This is a genomic window from Actinomadura sp. NAK00032, from assembly GCF_013364275.1.
Classification (GTDB): Bacteria; Actinomycetota; Actinomycetes; order Streptosporangiales; family Streptosporangiaceae; genus Spirillospora.
Genome location: NZ_CP054932.1, coordinates 5423695 through 5436657 on the forward strand (window position 1 = coordinate 5423695; position 12963 = coordinate 5436657).

Consider the following 12963-nt stretch of genomic DNA (forward strand, 5'->3'; position numbering starts at 1 on the left):
ACTGACTCGCGGCTCGCACAGCAACATTCGGCCACGGCATCACCACCTCACGAGGACCGCTGTGCGGTCGAGCCTGCGTCGTTGCCCGTCTCTTGCGCTTTGTTGTCAGCGAGGGCCGTCGCGGCGGGAAGGCTGGGCAGGAACAGGCAGAGCGGAATGGCGGCGACGGTGAGGGCCACGGACCACCAGAACGCGTTGTCGAAGGCGCTTGCGAGCGCGTCGGGGGTGCGGGCGTCCGCGATGTTCCGTTGAAGGACGACGAGGAGGACGGCGACGCCCACCGCACCGCCGATCTGCTGAGCGACACGCGTGATCATGCTGGCGTCGGGGATCTCCTCATGCTCCAGCCCGACGAAGGCGGCCCCCATCGGCGCGATCATGGCGGCGCCCAGGGCGATGCCGCGGATGAACAGCGCGGCCGTGAGCGGGATTCCGCTGGTGGTGGCGGTGACGAAGGCGAACGGCACGGTGGACGCGGCGACGAGGGCGAAGGCCGCGAGGGCCACCGCGCGGGGGCCGACCCGGTCCATGTACCTCCCTGCCAGCCCGCGGGCGACAAGGGCCCCGACTCCCTGAGGGATGAGCATCATTCCCGCGCCGAGCGGCGTCGCGCCGCGAACCTGCTGGAGGTACAGGGGCAGCAGCATCATCGACCCGAACAGGGAGATTCCGCCCAGGAAGAGCAGGGTGGACGATGACGCCACCGAGCGGTGCCGGAGCATGCGCACATCGACCAGCGGAGCGGACGCGCGGGTGAGCGTCCAGACGGTGAAGCCCCCGACCAGAGCGAGCCCGGCGAACAGCGGGGTGAGCACTTGGGCACTGGCGAAGCCCGTGCCGCCGTCGACTCGGGAGAGGCCGTAGAGAAGGGACGCGGACCCCGGGCAGAGCAGGAGCAGGCCAACGGCGTCCAAGCGGGCGCGGGGCCGGGCGAGTGCGGGCCGGTCGTCGGGCAGCTCGCGCCGGGCGAGCCATATGCCGATAAGGCAGAAGGGGATGTTGACGAAGAAGAGCCAGCGCCAGTCGGCCAGGTGGAGGATGAGGCCGCCGAGGACGGGGCCGAGGATCGGGCCGAGCGCCGTGGGCACGGTGATGACGGCCATGATCTTGCCGATGTCGCGGCCCTTGGCGGCCTGCATGAGCAGCGTGTACATCAGCGGCATCAGGATGCCGCCGGCGAGGCCCTGGACGATCCGGAAGGCGATGAGGCCGGTGGCGTTCCAGGCCAGCGCGCTCAGGATCGAGCCGGTCAGGAAGCCGGCCAGAGCGAGCACCCAGAGGCGCCGGCCGCCGAGCCGGGACTGGGCCCATCCGGCGAGCGGGATGGTGATGAAGACGGCCAGCATGTAGCCGGTGCCGACCCATTGGATGGTCGACAGCGGGGCGTCGAGCTCTGTGGCCAGGTCGTTCAGAGCGACGCTGATGATCGTGGTGTCGAAGACGACACCGAGAGCGCCGACGATCAGGGTGACCGCCATGCGCAGCACGGCGGGGTCTACACGGCCGGGACCAGCGCAGACGGGCTCGACCTCGCGGGAAGCGCGCACCAGCGACCCCTATAAGATAGAAGGCTCTTCCTTACTCTCCTCAAGGTAGGCCGGTAAGCTAAGAAAGGCAACTCTATCTAAGGTGGGAGGTCCGGGCGATGGCACAGCGACGCCGCGGGGCGGAACTGGAGAAGGCGCTCCTCGACGCGTCCTGGGACGAACTCACCGACAGCGGCTACGCCAGATTCACCATGGACGCCGTCGTCAAGCGCGCGGGCACCAGCCCGCCGGTGCTCTACCGCCGATGGTCCGATCGCGACGAACTCATCCGGGCCACCATCGTCCACGTCCTGCGGGAGTCCCGCCCCGCCGTCCCCGATACGGGCAGCCTGCGCGGGGACCTCCTCGCCTTGATGCGGGAGATCGCCACCGCCCACGTGCAACTGATCACCGTGATGTACGCACACCTGGCCAGCTACTACCGCGAGACGGGGAGAAGCCCCAGCAGCCTGTTCGACCCCGTCGCGACGGGCCGCGCAGCGGCACTCGACATGCTCTTCGAGCGCGCCGTCGACCGCGGCGAGATCGAGCCGGAACTCCTCACCGAGCGCATCAAGACCCTCCCCTTCGTCCTGCTGCGCCACGAGATCCTTTCGACGTTCGCCCCGGTACCCGATCACGTCCTCGAGGAGATCGTCGACACGATCTTCCTCCCCCTGGTGCACTGACACCCCACTTGGCACCTGGGGGGCACGCGAACCATGACCGGCCGGGGCCAGGGTGGTGCGCATGGCAAAGATCCACCGTCGCGCGCCAGGGCATCGTCCCGGAAGGCGGCCTCGCAAGGCCGTCGGGACGATCGGTCCCGAGCGGCCGGTCGCCGCGCCGGCCAGGCCGGCCGCGGCTTGCCGGAGCGGTTGATCACCGGGCGGGTTCCGATGAGCGGGTTCCTGGACGGCTGATGCCCGGTCGCCGCGCCCTGGCGCCGGGGGCTACGGTGCGGGGCGGGAGCGGGCGACGGCCAGGGTGAGCGCGGTGACGTGGTCGGCGAGCGCCTCGACCAGCGCGGGCGGATGGCGGACGGCGAAGGGCCAGGGCAGGCCGGTGAGGATGCGCGCCATGGCGGGCAGGTTCTCCGCGCCGCTGACCAGGAGCACGCCGCCGTCAGGGCAGGCGTGCAGGTCTCCGAAGGTGGCCGGCAGATGGTCGCGGGCGGTGTCCAGGTCGGTGTCGAGCCATACCTCGGTGCGGTGGGTCCAGGCGCCGAGCGTCAACGCGCGCAGGACGTGGGTGACAGGGTCGAAACCGTCGGGCGGGGTGAACGTGCCGGGGAGTTCGGCGGCGTCGCTGATCCGGTCCAGGCGGTACATGCGGATGGCGGCGCGGAGATGGTCGTGGCCGACCAGGTACCAGCGGCGTGCGTGCACGACGAGCCCGTACGGGTCGACCTCGCGTGCGCCGCGGGTGTGCTCGATCCGGACGGTGCGGCGCGCGTGGGCGGCCGCGGCGAGCGTCAGCGCCAGGTGGGGTTCGGGGGTCAGCGGGCCCGCCGTCGCGGAGGTGGCGGCGATCAGCGCGGTGACGCGCCGCCGCAGCGGCGCGGGTAGCACGCGGTTGAGTTTGACCAGCGCCCGGTCGGTAGGGCCGGGCTCTCCGACCTGGTCGCGCTGCTTGCCGGTGGCCAGCGCGACCGCGACGGCGACCGCTTCGTCGTCGGCGAGCATCAGGGGCGGCAGGCGGACACCGCGGGCCAGCCGGTAGCCGCCGTAGCGTCCGCGGACGGACTCGACGGGGATGTCCATGTCGCGCAGGGCGGTGATGTAGCGGCGAACGGCGCGGGCGTCGACGTCCAGACGCCGGGCGAGTTCGTCGGCGGGCACCAGGCCGCGGTCTTGCAGGATCTCCAGCAGTGCCAGGACACGCGTCGCAGGACGGGACACGATCACGATCCTAATGAGGGCGAAAAACGTCCACAATCTTCCCTAGCCTCGCGCCGGTAAGAGATCGATCGAAAGGAGTCGACGCGATGTCGACCATCGTTCTTGTCGGCGGTTCGTTCCTCGGCGCGTGGGCCTGGGAGCGCGTCACGCCGCTGCTGACCGCGTACGGCCACCAGGTGCACCCGCTGACCCTCACTGGTTTCGGCGACCGCGCGCATCTGGGCTCGCCGGACACGACGCTCACCACGCACGCCCGCGACATCACGGCCGCGATCGAGCACGCCGGGCTGCGCGACGTGGTGCTGGTGGCGCACTCCTACGGTGGGGCCCCGGCCACGATCGCCGCCGCCGCGATTCCCGGGCGCATCTCCCGGCTGGTCTACCTCGCCGCGCTCCTGCCCGAACCGGGCAAGAGCCTGTTCGACAGCACGCCCGCGCACGTCGTCGACGCGATCATGGAGACCGTCCGGGACGGGCGGATCCCGGTGATGAGCGACGAGATCATCGACGCCGGCTTCGGCGACCACGGGCTCACCTCCGAAGACCGGGCCTGGCTGCGGGCACGCGGCGCCGGCCAGCCCATCGGCACCTACCAGGACCCCGCGCCGGCCGACCTGGGCGCGGTGCAGGCGCTGCCCCGCACCTACATCGCCTGCGCGGGCGACCTGGGCGCCCCGCCGAGCATGCCGGGCATGGAGGTCATCACGCTGGACGCCGGGCACTGGCCGATGATCACCGAACCGGAGCTGCTGGCCCGGGTGCTGGACGAGGCGGCACGGTCATGATCCGGCCGTACCAGGTGAAGATCCCGCAGGAGCCTCTGGACGACCTGGCAGCCCGGCTGGCCGCGACCCGCTTCACCCGCGCGTTGCCCGGCGCGGGGCTCGGCGTGCCCGCCGACCGCGTCCGGCACCTGGTCGAGTACTGGCGCGACGGCTACGACTGGCGCGCCTGGGAGCGGCGGATCAACGTCCACCCGCAGTTCTCGACCGAGATCGACGGGCTTGACGTGCACTTCCTGCACATCCGTTCGGCCCGGCCGGACGCCCTGCCGCTCATCCTCACCCACGGCTGGCCCATGTCGGTCGTCGAGTTCCTGCCGCTGATCGACCGGCTGAGCGACGCCTTCCACCTCGTCATCCCCTCAGTGCCCGGCTTCGGGTTCTCCGGCGTACCGCGCGAGCCGGGCTGGAACCGCCGCCGCGTCGCCGCGGCGTGGGCGGTGTTGATGCGCCGGCTCGGTTACGAACGGTACGGCGTGCACGGCAACGACGTCGGCTCCCTGATCTCCATCGAGCTCGGACGCCTCGATCCTCGCCGCGTCGTCGGGGTGCACGTCACCCAGATCTTCTCCCTGCCCTCCGGCGACGCGGCGGAGCGCGCCCGGCTGGGAAGCGGCGACCGGGCGAAACTGGCCGCCCTGGAACGCTTCATGGCCGACCGGAGCGCCTATCTCGCCCTCCAGTCCACCCAGCCGCAGACCCTGGCGTACGCGCTCGCCGACTCCCCGGCCGGCCAGCTGGCCTGGAACCTGCAACTGTTCGGCGATGCGGTGAGCGACGACTACATCCTCACCAACGCCGCCATCTACTGGCTGACCGACACCGCCGGCAGTTCGGCCCTGACCGGCTATCACGGCAACAGGCCGCCCTCCGAGCCGTCATCGGTCCCGCTGGGCCTCGCCTGCTTCGCCGACGACTTCTTCCCCTCCATCCGCCCGCTCGCCGAACGCGACCACGGCGCCATCGTGCACTGGAACACCTACGACAAAGGCGGACACCATGCCGCGCAAGAGGAACCCCAACTCCTCGCCGATGACATCCGTATGTTCTTCACCGCCCGCCGATGACATGCCCCACCCGGGGCGATGCTCGAAGAAGCACGGCGCCCCCCGGGGCGTCGCGTGCGGGGTCTCGGGTCAGCCGGCCACAGGCGTGAGGTGTTCGAGGGCGCGGAGGATGCCGTGGACTTGTTCCTTGGCGTCACCGAAGAGCATGTGGGTGTTGTCGCGGAAGAAGAGCGGGTTCTGGACCCCGGCGTACCCGGTGGCCATGGAGCGCTTGAACACGATGACCTGCCGGGCGTTCCAGACCTCTAGGACGGGCATGCCGGCGATGGGGCTCGCGGGGTCCTCCTCGGCGGCGGGGTTGACGATGTCGTTGGCGCCGATCACCAGGACCACGTCGGTGGCGCCGAAGTCGTCGTTGATCTCGTCCATCTCCAGCACCAGGTCGTAGGGCACCTTGGCCTCGGCGAGCAGCACGTTCATGTGGCCGGGAAGGCGGCCGGCGACCGGGTGGATGCCGAACCTGACCTGGACGCCGCCGTCGCGCAGCCGCGCGGTCAGCGCGGCGACGGGGGCCTGCGCCTGGGCGACGGCCATGCCGTAGCCGGGAACGATGATCACCGAGGAGGCGGCGGTGAGCGCGTCGGCGGCCTCCGCGGCGGCGATCTCCCGGTGCCGGCCGTGGTCGGCACCGGGAGCGGCGGGCGCCTCAAGGCCGAATCCGCCGGCGATGACCGAGAGGAACGAGCGGTTCATCGCCTTGCACATGATGGCCGACAGGTAGGCGCCCGAGGAGCCCACCAGCGCGCCCACGATGATCAGGAGGTCGTTGCCGAGCAGGAACCCGGACGCGGCGGCCGCCCAGCCGGAGTAGCTGTTCAGCATGGAGACCACCACCGGCATGTCGCCGCCGCCGATGGAGGCGACCAGATGCCAGCCGAGCAGCAGCGCCACCGCGGTGACCGCGATGAGCTGCCACGGCCGGGGCTCGACGACGAAGGCGACGGTGAGTGCGGAGAACGCGACGAGCGCCGCGACGTTGAGCAGGTTCTTGCCCGGCAGCATCAGCGGCGCGGACTTCAACCTGCCCGACAGCTTGCCGTAGGCCACGACCGAGCCGGTGAAGGTGACGCCGCCGATGAGGACGCCGATGAAGACCTCGGCGCTGTGGATGCCGAGCATGCCCTCGCGGGCGAGCGCCGCCGCCTCCGTCCCCTCGGGGTGGTGCTCGACGTGCAGGTAGCCGCTCCAGCCGACCAGGACCGCGGCCAGCCCGACGAAGCTGTGCAGTAGCGCGATGAGCTCGGGCATCGCGGTCATCTCCACCGACCTGGCCCGGTGCAGGCCGATCAGCGCGCCGGCCGCGACCGCGGCCACGAGCAGCCCGAAGGCGGGGAGGTCGATGCCGTCGTCGGCGGTGAGGGCGACGGTGGCGACGAGCGCCACGGCCATGCCGAGCATGCCGTAGGTGTTGCCCAGGCGCGCGGACTCGTGCCGTGAGAGCCCGGCCAGCGCGCGGATGAAGAGCAGCGCCGCGACGATGTACGCCGCGGTCGCCGCGGTTGCGACCGTCATTGCCTAGCTCCTGATGAACATGGCGAGCATGCGGCGGGTGACCGCGAAACCGCCGAAGACGTTGATGCTCGCGAGCAGGATCGCCGCGAGTGAGAGGACGGTGATCGCCGCGCTTCCCGTGCCGATCTGCACCAGCGCTCCGACCACGATGATCCCGGAGATCGCGTTGGTCACCGACATCAGCGGGGTGTGCAGCGCGTGGTGCACGTTCCCGATCACGTAGTAGCCGATCACGATGGCCAGCGCGAACACGGTCAGGTGCACCTGCAACGCCGCCGGCGAGAACGCGATCAGGGCGAACACCCCGGCGGCCGCGACGGCGGCGCCGAGCCGGCGCAGCGCCGGGTTCGCCGTGCCGGCCGGGTCGTCCGCCTCGGCCTCCCGCCGCGCCGGCAGGGCGGCCGCCGGCGCCGCCGACACCGGCACCGGGGGCGGCGGCCAGGTGAGCTCCCCCTCGCGGACGACGGTCATCGACCGTTGCACGACGTCGTCGAAGTCCAGGACGAGTTCGCCGTCCCGCTGCGGGGTCATCAGCTGGATCAGGTTGACCAGGTTGGTGCCGTACATCTGGGACGCCTGCGCGGGCAGCCGCCCGGCCAGGTCGGTGTAGCCGAGGATGATCACGCCGTTCCCGGTGACCACCCGCTCGCCGGGAACGGTCCCCTCGACGTTGCCGCCGTTGGCCGCCGCCATGTCCACGATCACCGAACCCGGCCGCATCGTCGCCACCATCTCCGCGGTGATCAGCTTCGGCGCGGGCCTGCCGGGAATCAGCGCGGTGGTGACGACGATGTCGACGTCACGGCACTGCTCGGCGTACAGCGCGGCGGCGCGGACGTTGTAGTCGTCCGACATCTCCTTGGCGTAGCCGGTACCCGGGCCGCCGAGCGAAGCTCGTCCGTTGAATGGTGGCGGGTGGGGGCTGGAGGACGGGGCGTCGAGCGGCTCGGCCTCGGCGACGGCGAGGTAGTCGCCGCCGAGTGAGCGCACCTGGTCGGCGACCTCCGGCCGCGGGTCGGTGGCCCGGACGATCGCGCCCAGACTGCCGGCCGCGCCGATCGCCGCGAGCCCGGCGACACCGGCCCCCGCGACCAGCACTTTCGCCGGCGGCACCGTGCCCGCCGCGGTCACCTGGCCCGTGAAGAACCGCCCGAACTCGTGCGCGGCCTCGATCACCGCCCGGTATCCGGCGATATTGGCCATCGAGGAGAGCACGTCGAACGACTGCGCCCGGGAGATCCGCGGCACCGCGTCCAGGGACAGTGCCGTGAGGGGACGCCCGGCGAGGTCCTCCACCAGGTCCGGCCTGAACCGGGGGCTCAGCAGGCCGATCAGCGTGGCACCCGGGCGCAGGGCGTCCAGTCGCTCGGGTGCGGGCGGGGCGACGCCCAGCACGACATCCGCGGCCTCCGCGTCGCCGATGGCGGCACCCGCGGCCTCATACCGGTCGTCGGGGAAGCCGGCGCCGGCTCCGGCGCCGGACTCGACGGTCACCTCGTACCCGAGCTTCTGCAGCCGGGTGACGGTGTCCGGCGTCACCGCCACCCGCCGCTCGCCGGGCGAATCCTCCTTGAGAACTCCAATGATCATGACAACCACCTCATATCTCTCGCGCATCAGCGCCGTGAGCGCGCGGTACGGGGCATCGCGCCGGGTTGCCGGGGGTTCCTGCCCGCCGGTCCGCATGGACGGGCGGACTGGCGCCAAGTATCTCGGCATCAAGGTAATTCTCCCGCGAGCGGGACCTCTTCGGCTATGTACTGTGTGCCAGTCTTGGCTCCGGAAGTTGGGCACTTGCGCACCGTGTCGCCGCGCCCCCTGTCCTGGAACCCGCTGGCTCAGGGGTCCCGTGGGTACGTGCGCGCCGAGCGGCGGCCGAGCCCGATAATGGTGTCGTGAGTAACAGGCGTCTGCGCGTGGTCCTGGCCGAGGACTCCGTCGTTCTCCGTGACGGCATGGTCGAGCTGCTCGGCGCCCGCGAGTGCGAGGTGGTGGCCACCGCCGGGACGGCGCCCGAGCTGCTCGCCGCGGTGGCCGAGCACCGGCCCGACGTGGCGGTGGTGGACATCCGGATGCCGCCCACCCAGACCGATGAGGGCATCCGCGCCGCCGTGGAGATCCGCGCGAGGACGCCCGAAGTCGGCATCGTGGTCTTCTCCCAGCACGTCGAGACCACCTGGGCCTCCCGGCTGCTGGCGGACGGCGCGGCGGGCATCGGGTACCTGCTGAAGGAACGCGTCGCCCGCACCGCCGAGTTCGTGGACGCGCTGTACCGGGTCGCGGACGGGGGCACGGCACTCGATCCGGAGGTCGTCACCCAGCTGATGCGCGGCCGGCGGCGCAGCCGTGTGGACACCCTGACGCCTCGCGAGCGCGAGGTGCTGGAGCTGATGGCACAGGGGCACTCCAACCGCTCCATCGCCGCGCTGCTGGTGGTGTCGGAACGGGCGGTGGAGAAACACGTCGCCGCCGTCTTCACCAAGTTCGGCCTGGAGGCGACGGGCACCGACAACCGGCGGGTGAAGGCCGTCCTCACCTACCTGGCGGAGAACGGGAGTGGCCCGGCCATCACAGACGCGCCGGCAGCTCGGCGGTGACCACGGTCGGTCCGCCGGGCGGGCTGTCGATCCGCAGGGCGCCGTCCACCGCCGCGAGCCGTTCGGCCAGGCCCGTCAGGCCGGTGCCGATGCCGAGCGCCGCACCGCCCCGGCCGTCGTCGCGCACGGACAGCCGGACCCGGCCGCCGGTCGCGCTCACCTCGAGGTCGGCCGAGCGGGCGTCGCTGTGCTTGGCGATGTTGGTGAGCAGCTCGGCGGCGCAGAAGTAGAGGGCCCGTTCGACCACCGGGTCCGGTCGTTCCGGCAGGTTCAGCCGGAGGGCGACCGGCACCGGCGAGGTTGCGGTGAGTCCTGGCAGTGCCTCGTCGAGGCCGCCGTCCAACGCCACCGGGTGGATGCCGCGGGTGAGCCGCCGCAGTTCGGTGACGGTGTCGTCGGTCTGGCCGCGGGCGCGTTCCACGAGGGTGCGCAGCCGTGCGAGGTCCGGGCCGGTGCCGGGGGCGAGCGCGTCTTCGGCCAGCGAGAGGGTGATGGCCAGGGCGACCAGCCGGGCCTGGGTGCCATCGTGCAGGTCGCGCTCCAGGCGGCGGAGCTCGTCGTTGTTCTGCGCGAGCAGGGTGGCGCGGGCGGTCTCCAGTTCCCGGACGCGCCGCTGGCTACGGGCCGGGCCGAGCAGCAGCCGGGCGAGCCGGCGGTTCGCCCCGCTCAGCACCCGGACCGCGCCGGGCACCGCGGAAAGGACCACCAGCCCCACCAGCACGGACGCGGCGTCCAGCCAGGCGGCGGGCCCCGGGCCCGGTTCGAGCAGGCGTCCCCAGAGCGGGAAGCCGATCAGCCAGCCGCAGCCGAGGGGAACCGCCACCGCGGCGGCGAACCCGAGCACGCCGAGCGGCAACCGCAGCACCAGATAGAGCAGCGACCGCCAGGCGATCGGGTCGGTCAGCAGGGCACGGCCACGAGCGACCGCACCCGTCGGACGGCGTGGCCTGACCGGCGCCTCGACGTGCTCGCCGAGCAACCGGCCGACGAGCCGCCGGTGCAGCGCGCCGAGACCGCGCGCGCCCATCAGCCCGGCGGCCGCGAACGGCAGGCCGAACACGGTGAGCGAGAGCAGCGTCCCCGCGTACAGGACGGCGAGCGCGTAGACCCCGCCGAGCACGGCGAGCGGCAGCCCGACGACGGCGAAGGCCCATTCGCCGCCCCGGACGGACAGGTAGCGCCGCCGCTCAGCCACGGCCGGCCCTAGAGACCCGCGCAGGCCAGCCCGAGGCGGGTGACGGCACCGAGCCGGCGGGCGGCGCGCCCGCCACCGTTCTCCGGGTGGGTGCCCGTGCGCAGGCCGTCCTCTCGGCAGCCGCCCCATCGCCGCGTTCAGTCACGGCCACCTCCTACCAGCTCCGCCGCCGGCCCGCGAACCGCCCGCAAGCCGGTGCCCAGGATGCCGGGGACGGTCAGCGCCGCCGCGCCTGCGGCGATCCACCAGCAGCCGGCCACCGGAAGGGACGGCGTCGGCGACCCGTTGACCGCCGTGCTGAACGCCGCCGACGCGGCGCCCGCGACCGCCGCGCCGAGCAGGATCCCCACCACCGTGGTCAGTACCGCCTCCGCGGTCAGCATGCGCAGCAGCTGTGACCGGGTCGCGCCGACCAGCCGCAGCAGCGCGAACTCCCGGCGCCGCTCGGCGGTCACGGCGACCAGGGTGTTGACGGTGGAGACGGCGGCAAAGCAGACGAGCAGCGCCAACTCGGCCTGGCGCAGCCAGACGTCCGTGGCCGACGTGACGCTGGACGCCGCCGCGCCCGCAGCGTGCTCGGCGGTACTGGTCATGATCAGCATGGTGCCCGACAGGCCGACGAGCAGTGCGACCGGCACCACGGCGGACGACAGTCTGCGCGCGTACCCGCGCAGGTTGGCGTCGGCGAGCCAGCCCGCACCGGGTGCCAGCGCCCGTACCGGTGCACCCAGCGCGGCCGCCAGGACGCGTGCCGCGAGCGGCCCCGCCAGCGCGACCGCGACCAGCAGCACCAGCGAGCCGAACAATGCCGCCTGCCCCGCCTTGTCCACCTCCTCCGTCGGCCGCGTCGCGGCCAGCCGCAGCAGCAGGCCGCCGCCCACCAGCACACCGACCGCGGCGAGCAGACGCAGTGCGCCCGTCCGTCCGTGCTCGGTCGAACTCGCCGTGAGGGCGGCCGCGGGCGTGATCCGGGAGATCCGCCGCGCCGCGACGGTCGAGGCCGCCAGCGCGACGGCCAATGCGGCGGCCAATGCGGCGGCCAATGCGGCGGCCAGGGGCACCAGCACCGGAACCGGGGACCCCGGAAGCCGCACACCCGGCGCCGCCATCCCTCGCCGCTGCAGCTCGGCGAGCAGGCCCTGGGCCGCCGCGGCGCCGGCGGCCCAGGCCGGCGCGGACACCAGCAGCGTGGTCACGACGGCCTGGCCGCGGACCAGGCGCCGCGTCTGGCGGGGTGTCGCCGCGATGGTGCGCAGCAGGGCCAGCTCCCGGTGCTGCTGGCGCAGCGTGAACCCCAGCGCGTTGACCACGACGAAGAAGGCGACCAGCACGGCGATCTCACCGAAGGCGCCGGCGATCACCATCAGAGCGGGCCCAGTGGTCTCCTTCCGGACTGCCTCGGGAGCGGTGATGTCGGCGGCGAACAGCAGGCCGAACAAGGTCAGGGCGGCGATGGCGAGGAAGAGCGCGACCGCCGTACCGGCGAAGGCCGCCGGACGGCGGCGCAGCTGCCCGAGCGCGAGCGAGATCACAGCCCTCACCCGCCCAGCCGGCTCAAAGACTCGCCGACCTGGGCGGCGGTGGGGCGGACGAGTTCGTCCACCACGATGCCGTCGGCGAGCAGCAGCACCCGGTCGGCGTACCCGGCGGCCACCGCATCGTGGGTCACCATCACGCAGGTCCCGCCGTCCTCGTCCACACCGGCGCGCAGCAGGGCGAGAATCTCGTGCCCGGTGGACCGGTCGAGGGCGCCGGTCGGCTCGTCGGCGAACAGCAGCGCAGGACGGGAGACCAGGGCCCGGGCGATGGCCACCCGCTGCTGCTGCCCACCGGACAGCTGCCCGGGGCGGCGCCGCTCGCGCCCGGCCAGTCCCACCCGGGCGAGCGCGTCGAGCACCCGGCCGCGGTCGGGCCGCTCACCGGCCAGTCGGCCGGGAAGCTCGATGTTCTGCGCGACCGTCATCGCGGGCATCAGGTTGAACGCCTGGAACACGAACCCGACCCGGCTGCGCCGCAGGGCCGCCAGCCGCCGCTCGGGCAGCCGGGACACCTCGGTGCCGCCCCACCAGACGGAGCCCCGAGTGGGCCGGTCCATCCCCGCCAGGCAGTGCAGCAAGGTGGTCTTACCGGAGCCCGACGGCCCCATCACCGCCGTGAACGTCGCAGGCGCGAACGCCACCGACACCCCGCGCAGCGCCCGTACCGCGGCGGCGCCGCGCCCGTACTCCCGGTGCAGGTCCTCGGCCCGGGAGGTCATGCCCGTCCAGTTCTCCGTCGCTGTCTCAGCCATGACGTCATCCTCGACGGGCGGAGCCCGTCGATCGATCGTGCCCGCACCCGAATCGGAAGTTCGGAAAACCGCACCCAGGAGAAGTGGACGGGC

The 12963-nt window shown here is 72.6% G+C and carries 11 protein-coding genes; 4 read left to right on the forward strand and 7 right to left on the reverse strand.

Features of this window, described 5'->3' with window-relative positions; genetic code table 11:
- Positions 1-47: 47 nt before the first annotated feature.
- Complete coding sequence (locus HUT06_RS25305) at positions 48-1547, reverse strand: MDR family MFS transporter (protein ID WP_217711445.1); 1500 nt, start codon at positions 1545-1547, stop codon at positions 48-50.
- A gap of 98 nt (positions 1548-1645) precedes the next feature.
- On the opposite strand from HUT06_RS25305, the gene HUT06_RS25310 reads away from it, so the two are divergent.
- Positions 1646-2215, forward strand: a complete 570-nt coding sequence (locus tag HUT06_RS25310) for a TetR/AcrR family transcriptional regulator (RefSeq protein ID WP_176198005.1) — start codon at positions 1646-1648, stop codon at positions 2213-2215.
- 264 nt (positions 2216-2479) lie between these two features.
- Here the strand turns inward: HUT06_RS25310 and HUT06_RS25315 are convergent, their stop codons facing one another.
- Entirely contained in the window at positions 2480-3427 is a 948-nt protein-coding gene (locus tag HUT06_RS25315; protein WP_176198006.1) for a YafY family protein, read from the reverse strand.
- An 86-nt stretch (positions 3428-3513) separates the two neighbouring features.
- Here HUT06_RS25315 and HUT06_RS25320 point away from each other — a divergent pair, with 86 nt between their 5' ends.
- Complete coding sequence (locus HUT06_RS25320) at positions 3514-4212, forward strand: alpha/beta fold hydrolase (protein ID WP_176198007.1); 699 nt, start codon at positions 3514-3516, stop codon at positions 4210-4212.
- Positions 4209-5276, forward strand: a complete 1068-nt coding sequence (locus tag HUT06_RS25325) for an epoxide hydrolase family protein (RefSeq protein ID WP_176198008.1) — start codon at positions 4209-4211, stop codon at positions 5274-5276. The genes HUT06_RS25320 and HUT06_RS25325 overlap by 4 nt, the downstream gene beginning before the upstream one ends.
- A 69-nt stretch (positions 5277-5345) precedes the next feature.
- Here the strand turns inward: HUT06_RS25325 and pntB are convergent, their stop codons facing one another.
- Both pntB and HUT06_RS25335 read right to left on the reverse strand, forming a co-directional pair.
- Positions 5346-6788: a Re/Si-specific NAD(P)(+) transhydrogenase subunit beta gene (gene pntB / locus HUT06_RS25330; RefSeq protein ID WP_176198009.1), complete on the reverse strand. Its 1443-nt coding sequence runs from the start codon at positions 6786-6788 to the stop codon at positions 5346-5348.
- 3 nt (positions 6789-6791) lie between these two features.
- Positions 6792-8507 carry a Re/Si-specific NAD(P)(+) transhydrogenase subunit alpha gene (locus HUT06_RS25335; RefSeq protein WP_368406988.1) on the reverse strand — a complete coding sequence of 572 codons (1716 nt, stop codon included), beginning with the start codon at positions 8505-8507 and terminating at the stop codon, positions 6792-6794.
- Positions 8508-8698: 191 nt separating this feature from the next.
- Here HUT06_RS25335 and HUT06_RS25340 point away from each other — a divergent pair, with 191 nt between their 5' ends.
- The gene (locus tag HUT06_RS25340) at positions 8699-9385 is read left to right on the forward strand and encodes a response regulator transcription factor (RefSeq protein WP_217711811.1); all 687 of its coding nucleotides are present in this window, start codon (positions 8699-8701) and stop codon (positions 9383-9385) included.
- Here HUT06_RS25340 and HUT06_RS25345 read toward each other — a convergent pair.
- The 3 genes from HUT06_RS25345 to HUT06_RS25355 all read right to left on the reverse strand — a co-directional run bounded on the left by HUT06_RS25345 (position 9357) and on the right by HUT06_RS25355 (position 12870).
- Positions 9357-10580, reverse strand: a complete 1224-nt coding sequence (locus HUT06_RS25345) for a sensor histidine kinase (protein WP_217711446.1) — start codon at positions 10578-10580, stop codon at positions 9357-9359. The genes HUT06_RS25340 and HUT06_RS25345 overlap by 29 nt on opposite strands.
- 137 nt (positions 10581-10717) lie before the next feature.
- Positions 10718-12121, reverse strand: coding sequence for an FtsX-like permease family protein (locus HUT06_RS25350; RefSeq protein ID WP_217711447.1), 1404 nt, complete (start codon positions 12119-12121; stop codon positions 10718-10720).
- Positions 12118-12870 carry an ABC transporter ATP-binding protein gene (locus HUT06_RS25355; protein ID WP_176198013.1) on the reverse strand — a complete coding sequence of 251 codons (753 nt, stop codon included), beginning with the start codon at positions 12868-12870 and terminating at the stop codon, positions 12118-12120. Before HUT06_RS25355 ends, HUT06_RS25350 begins: the two co-directional genes overlap by 4 nt.
- Positions 12871-12963 lie beyond the last annotated feature (93 nt).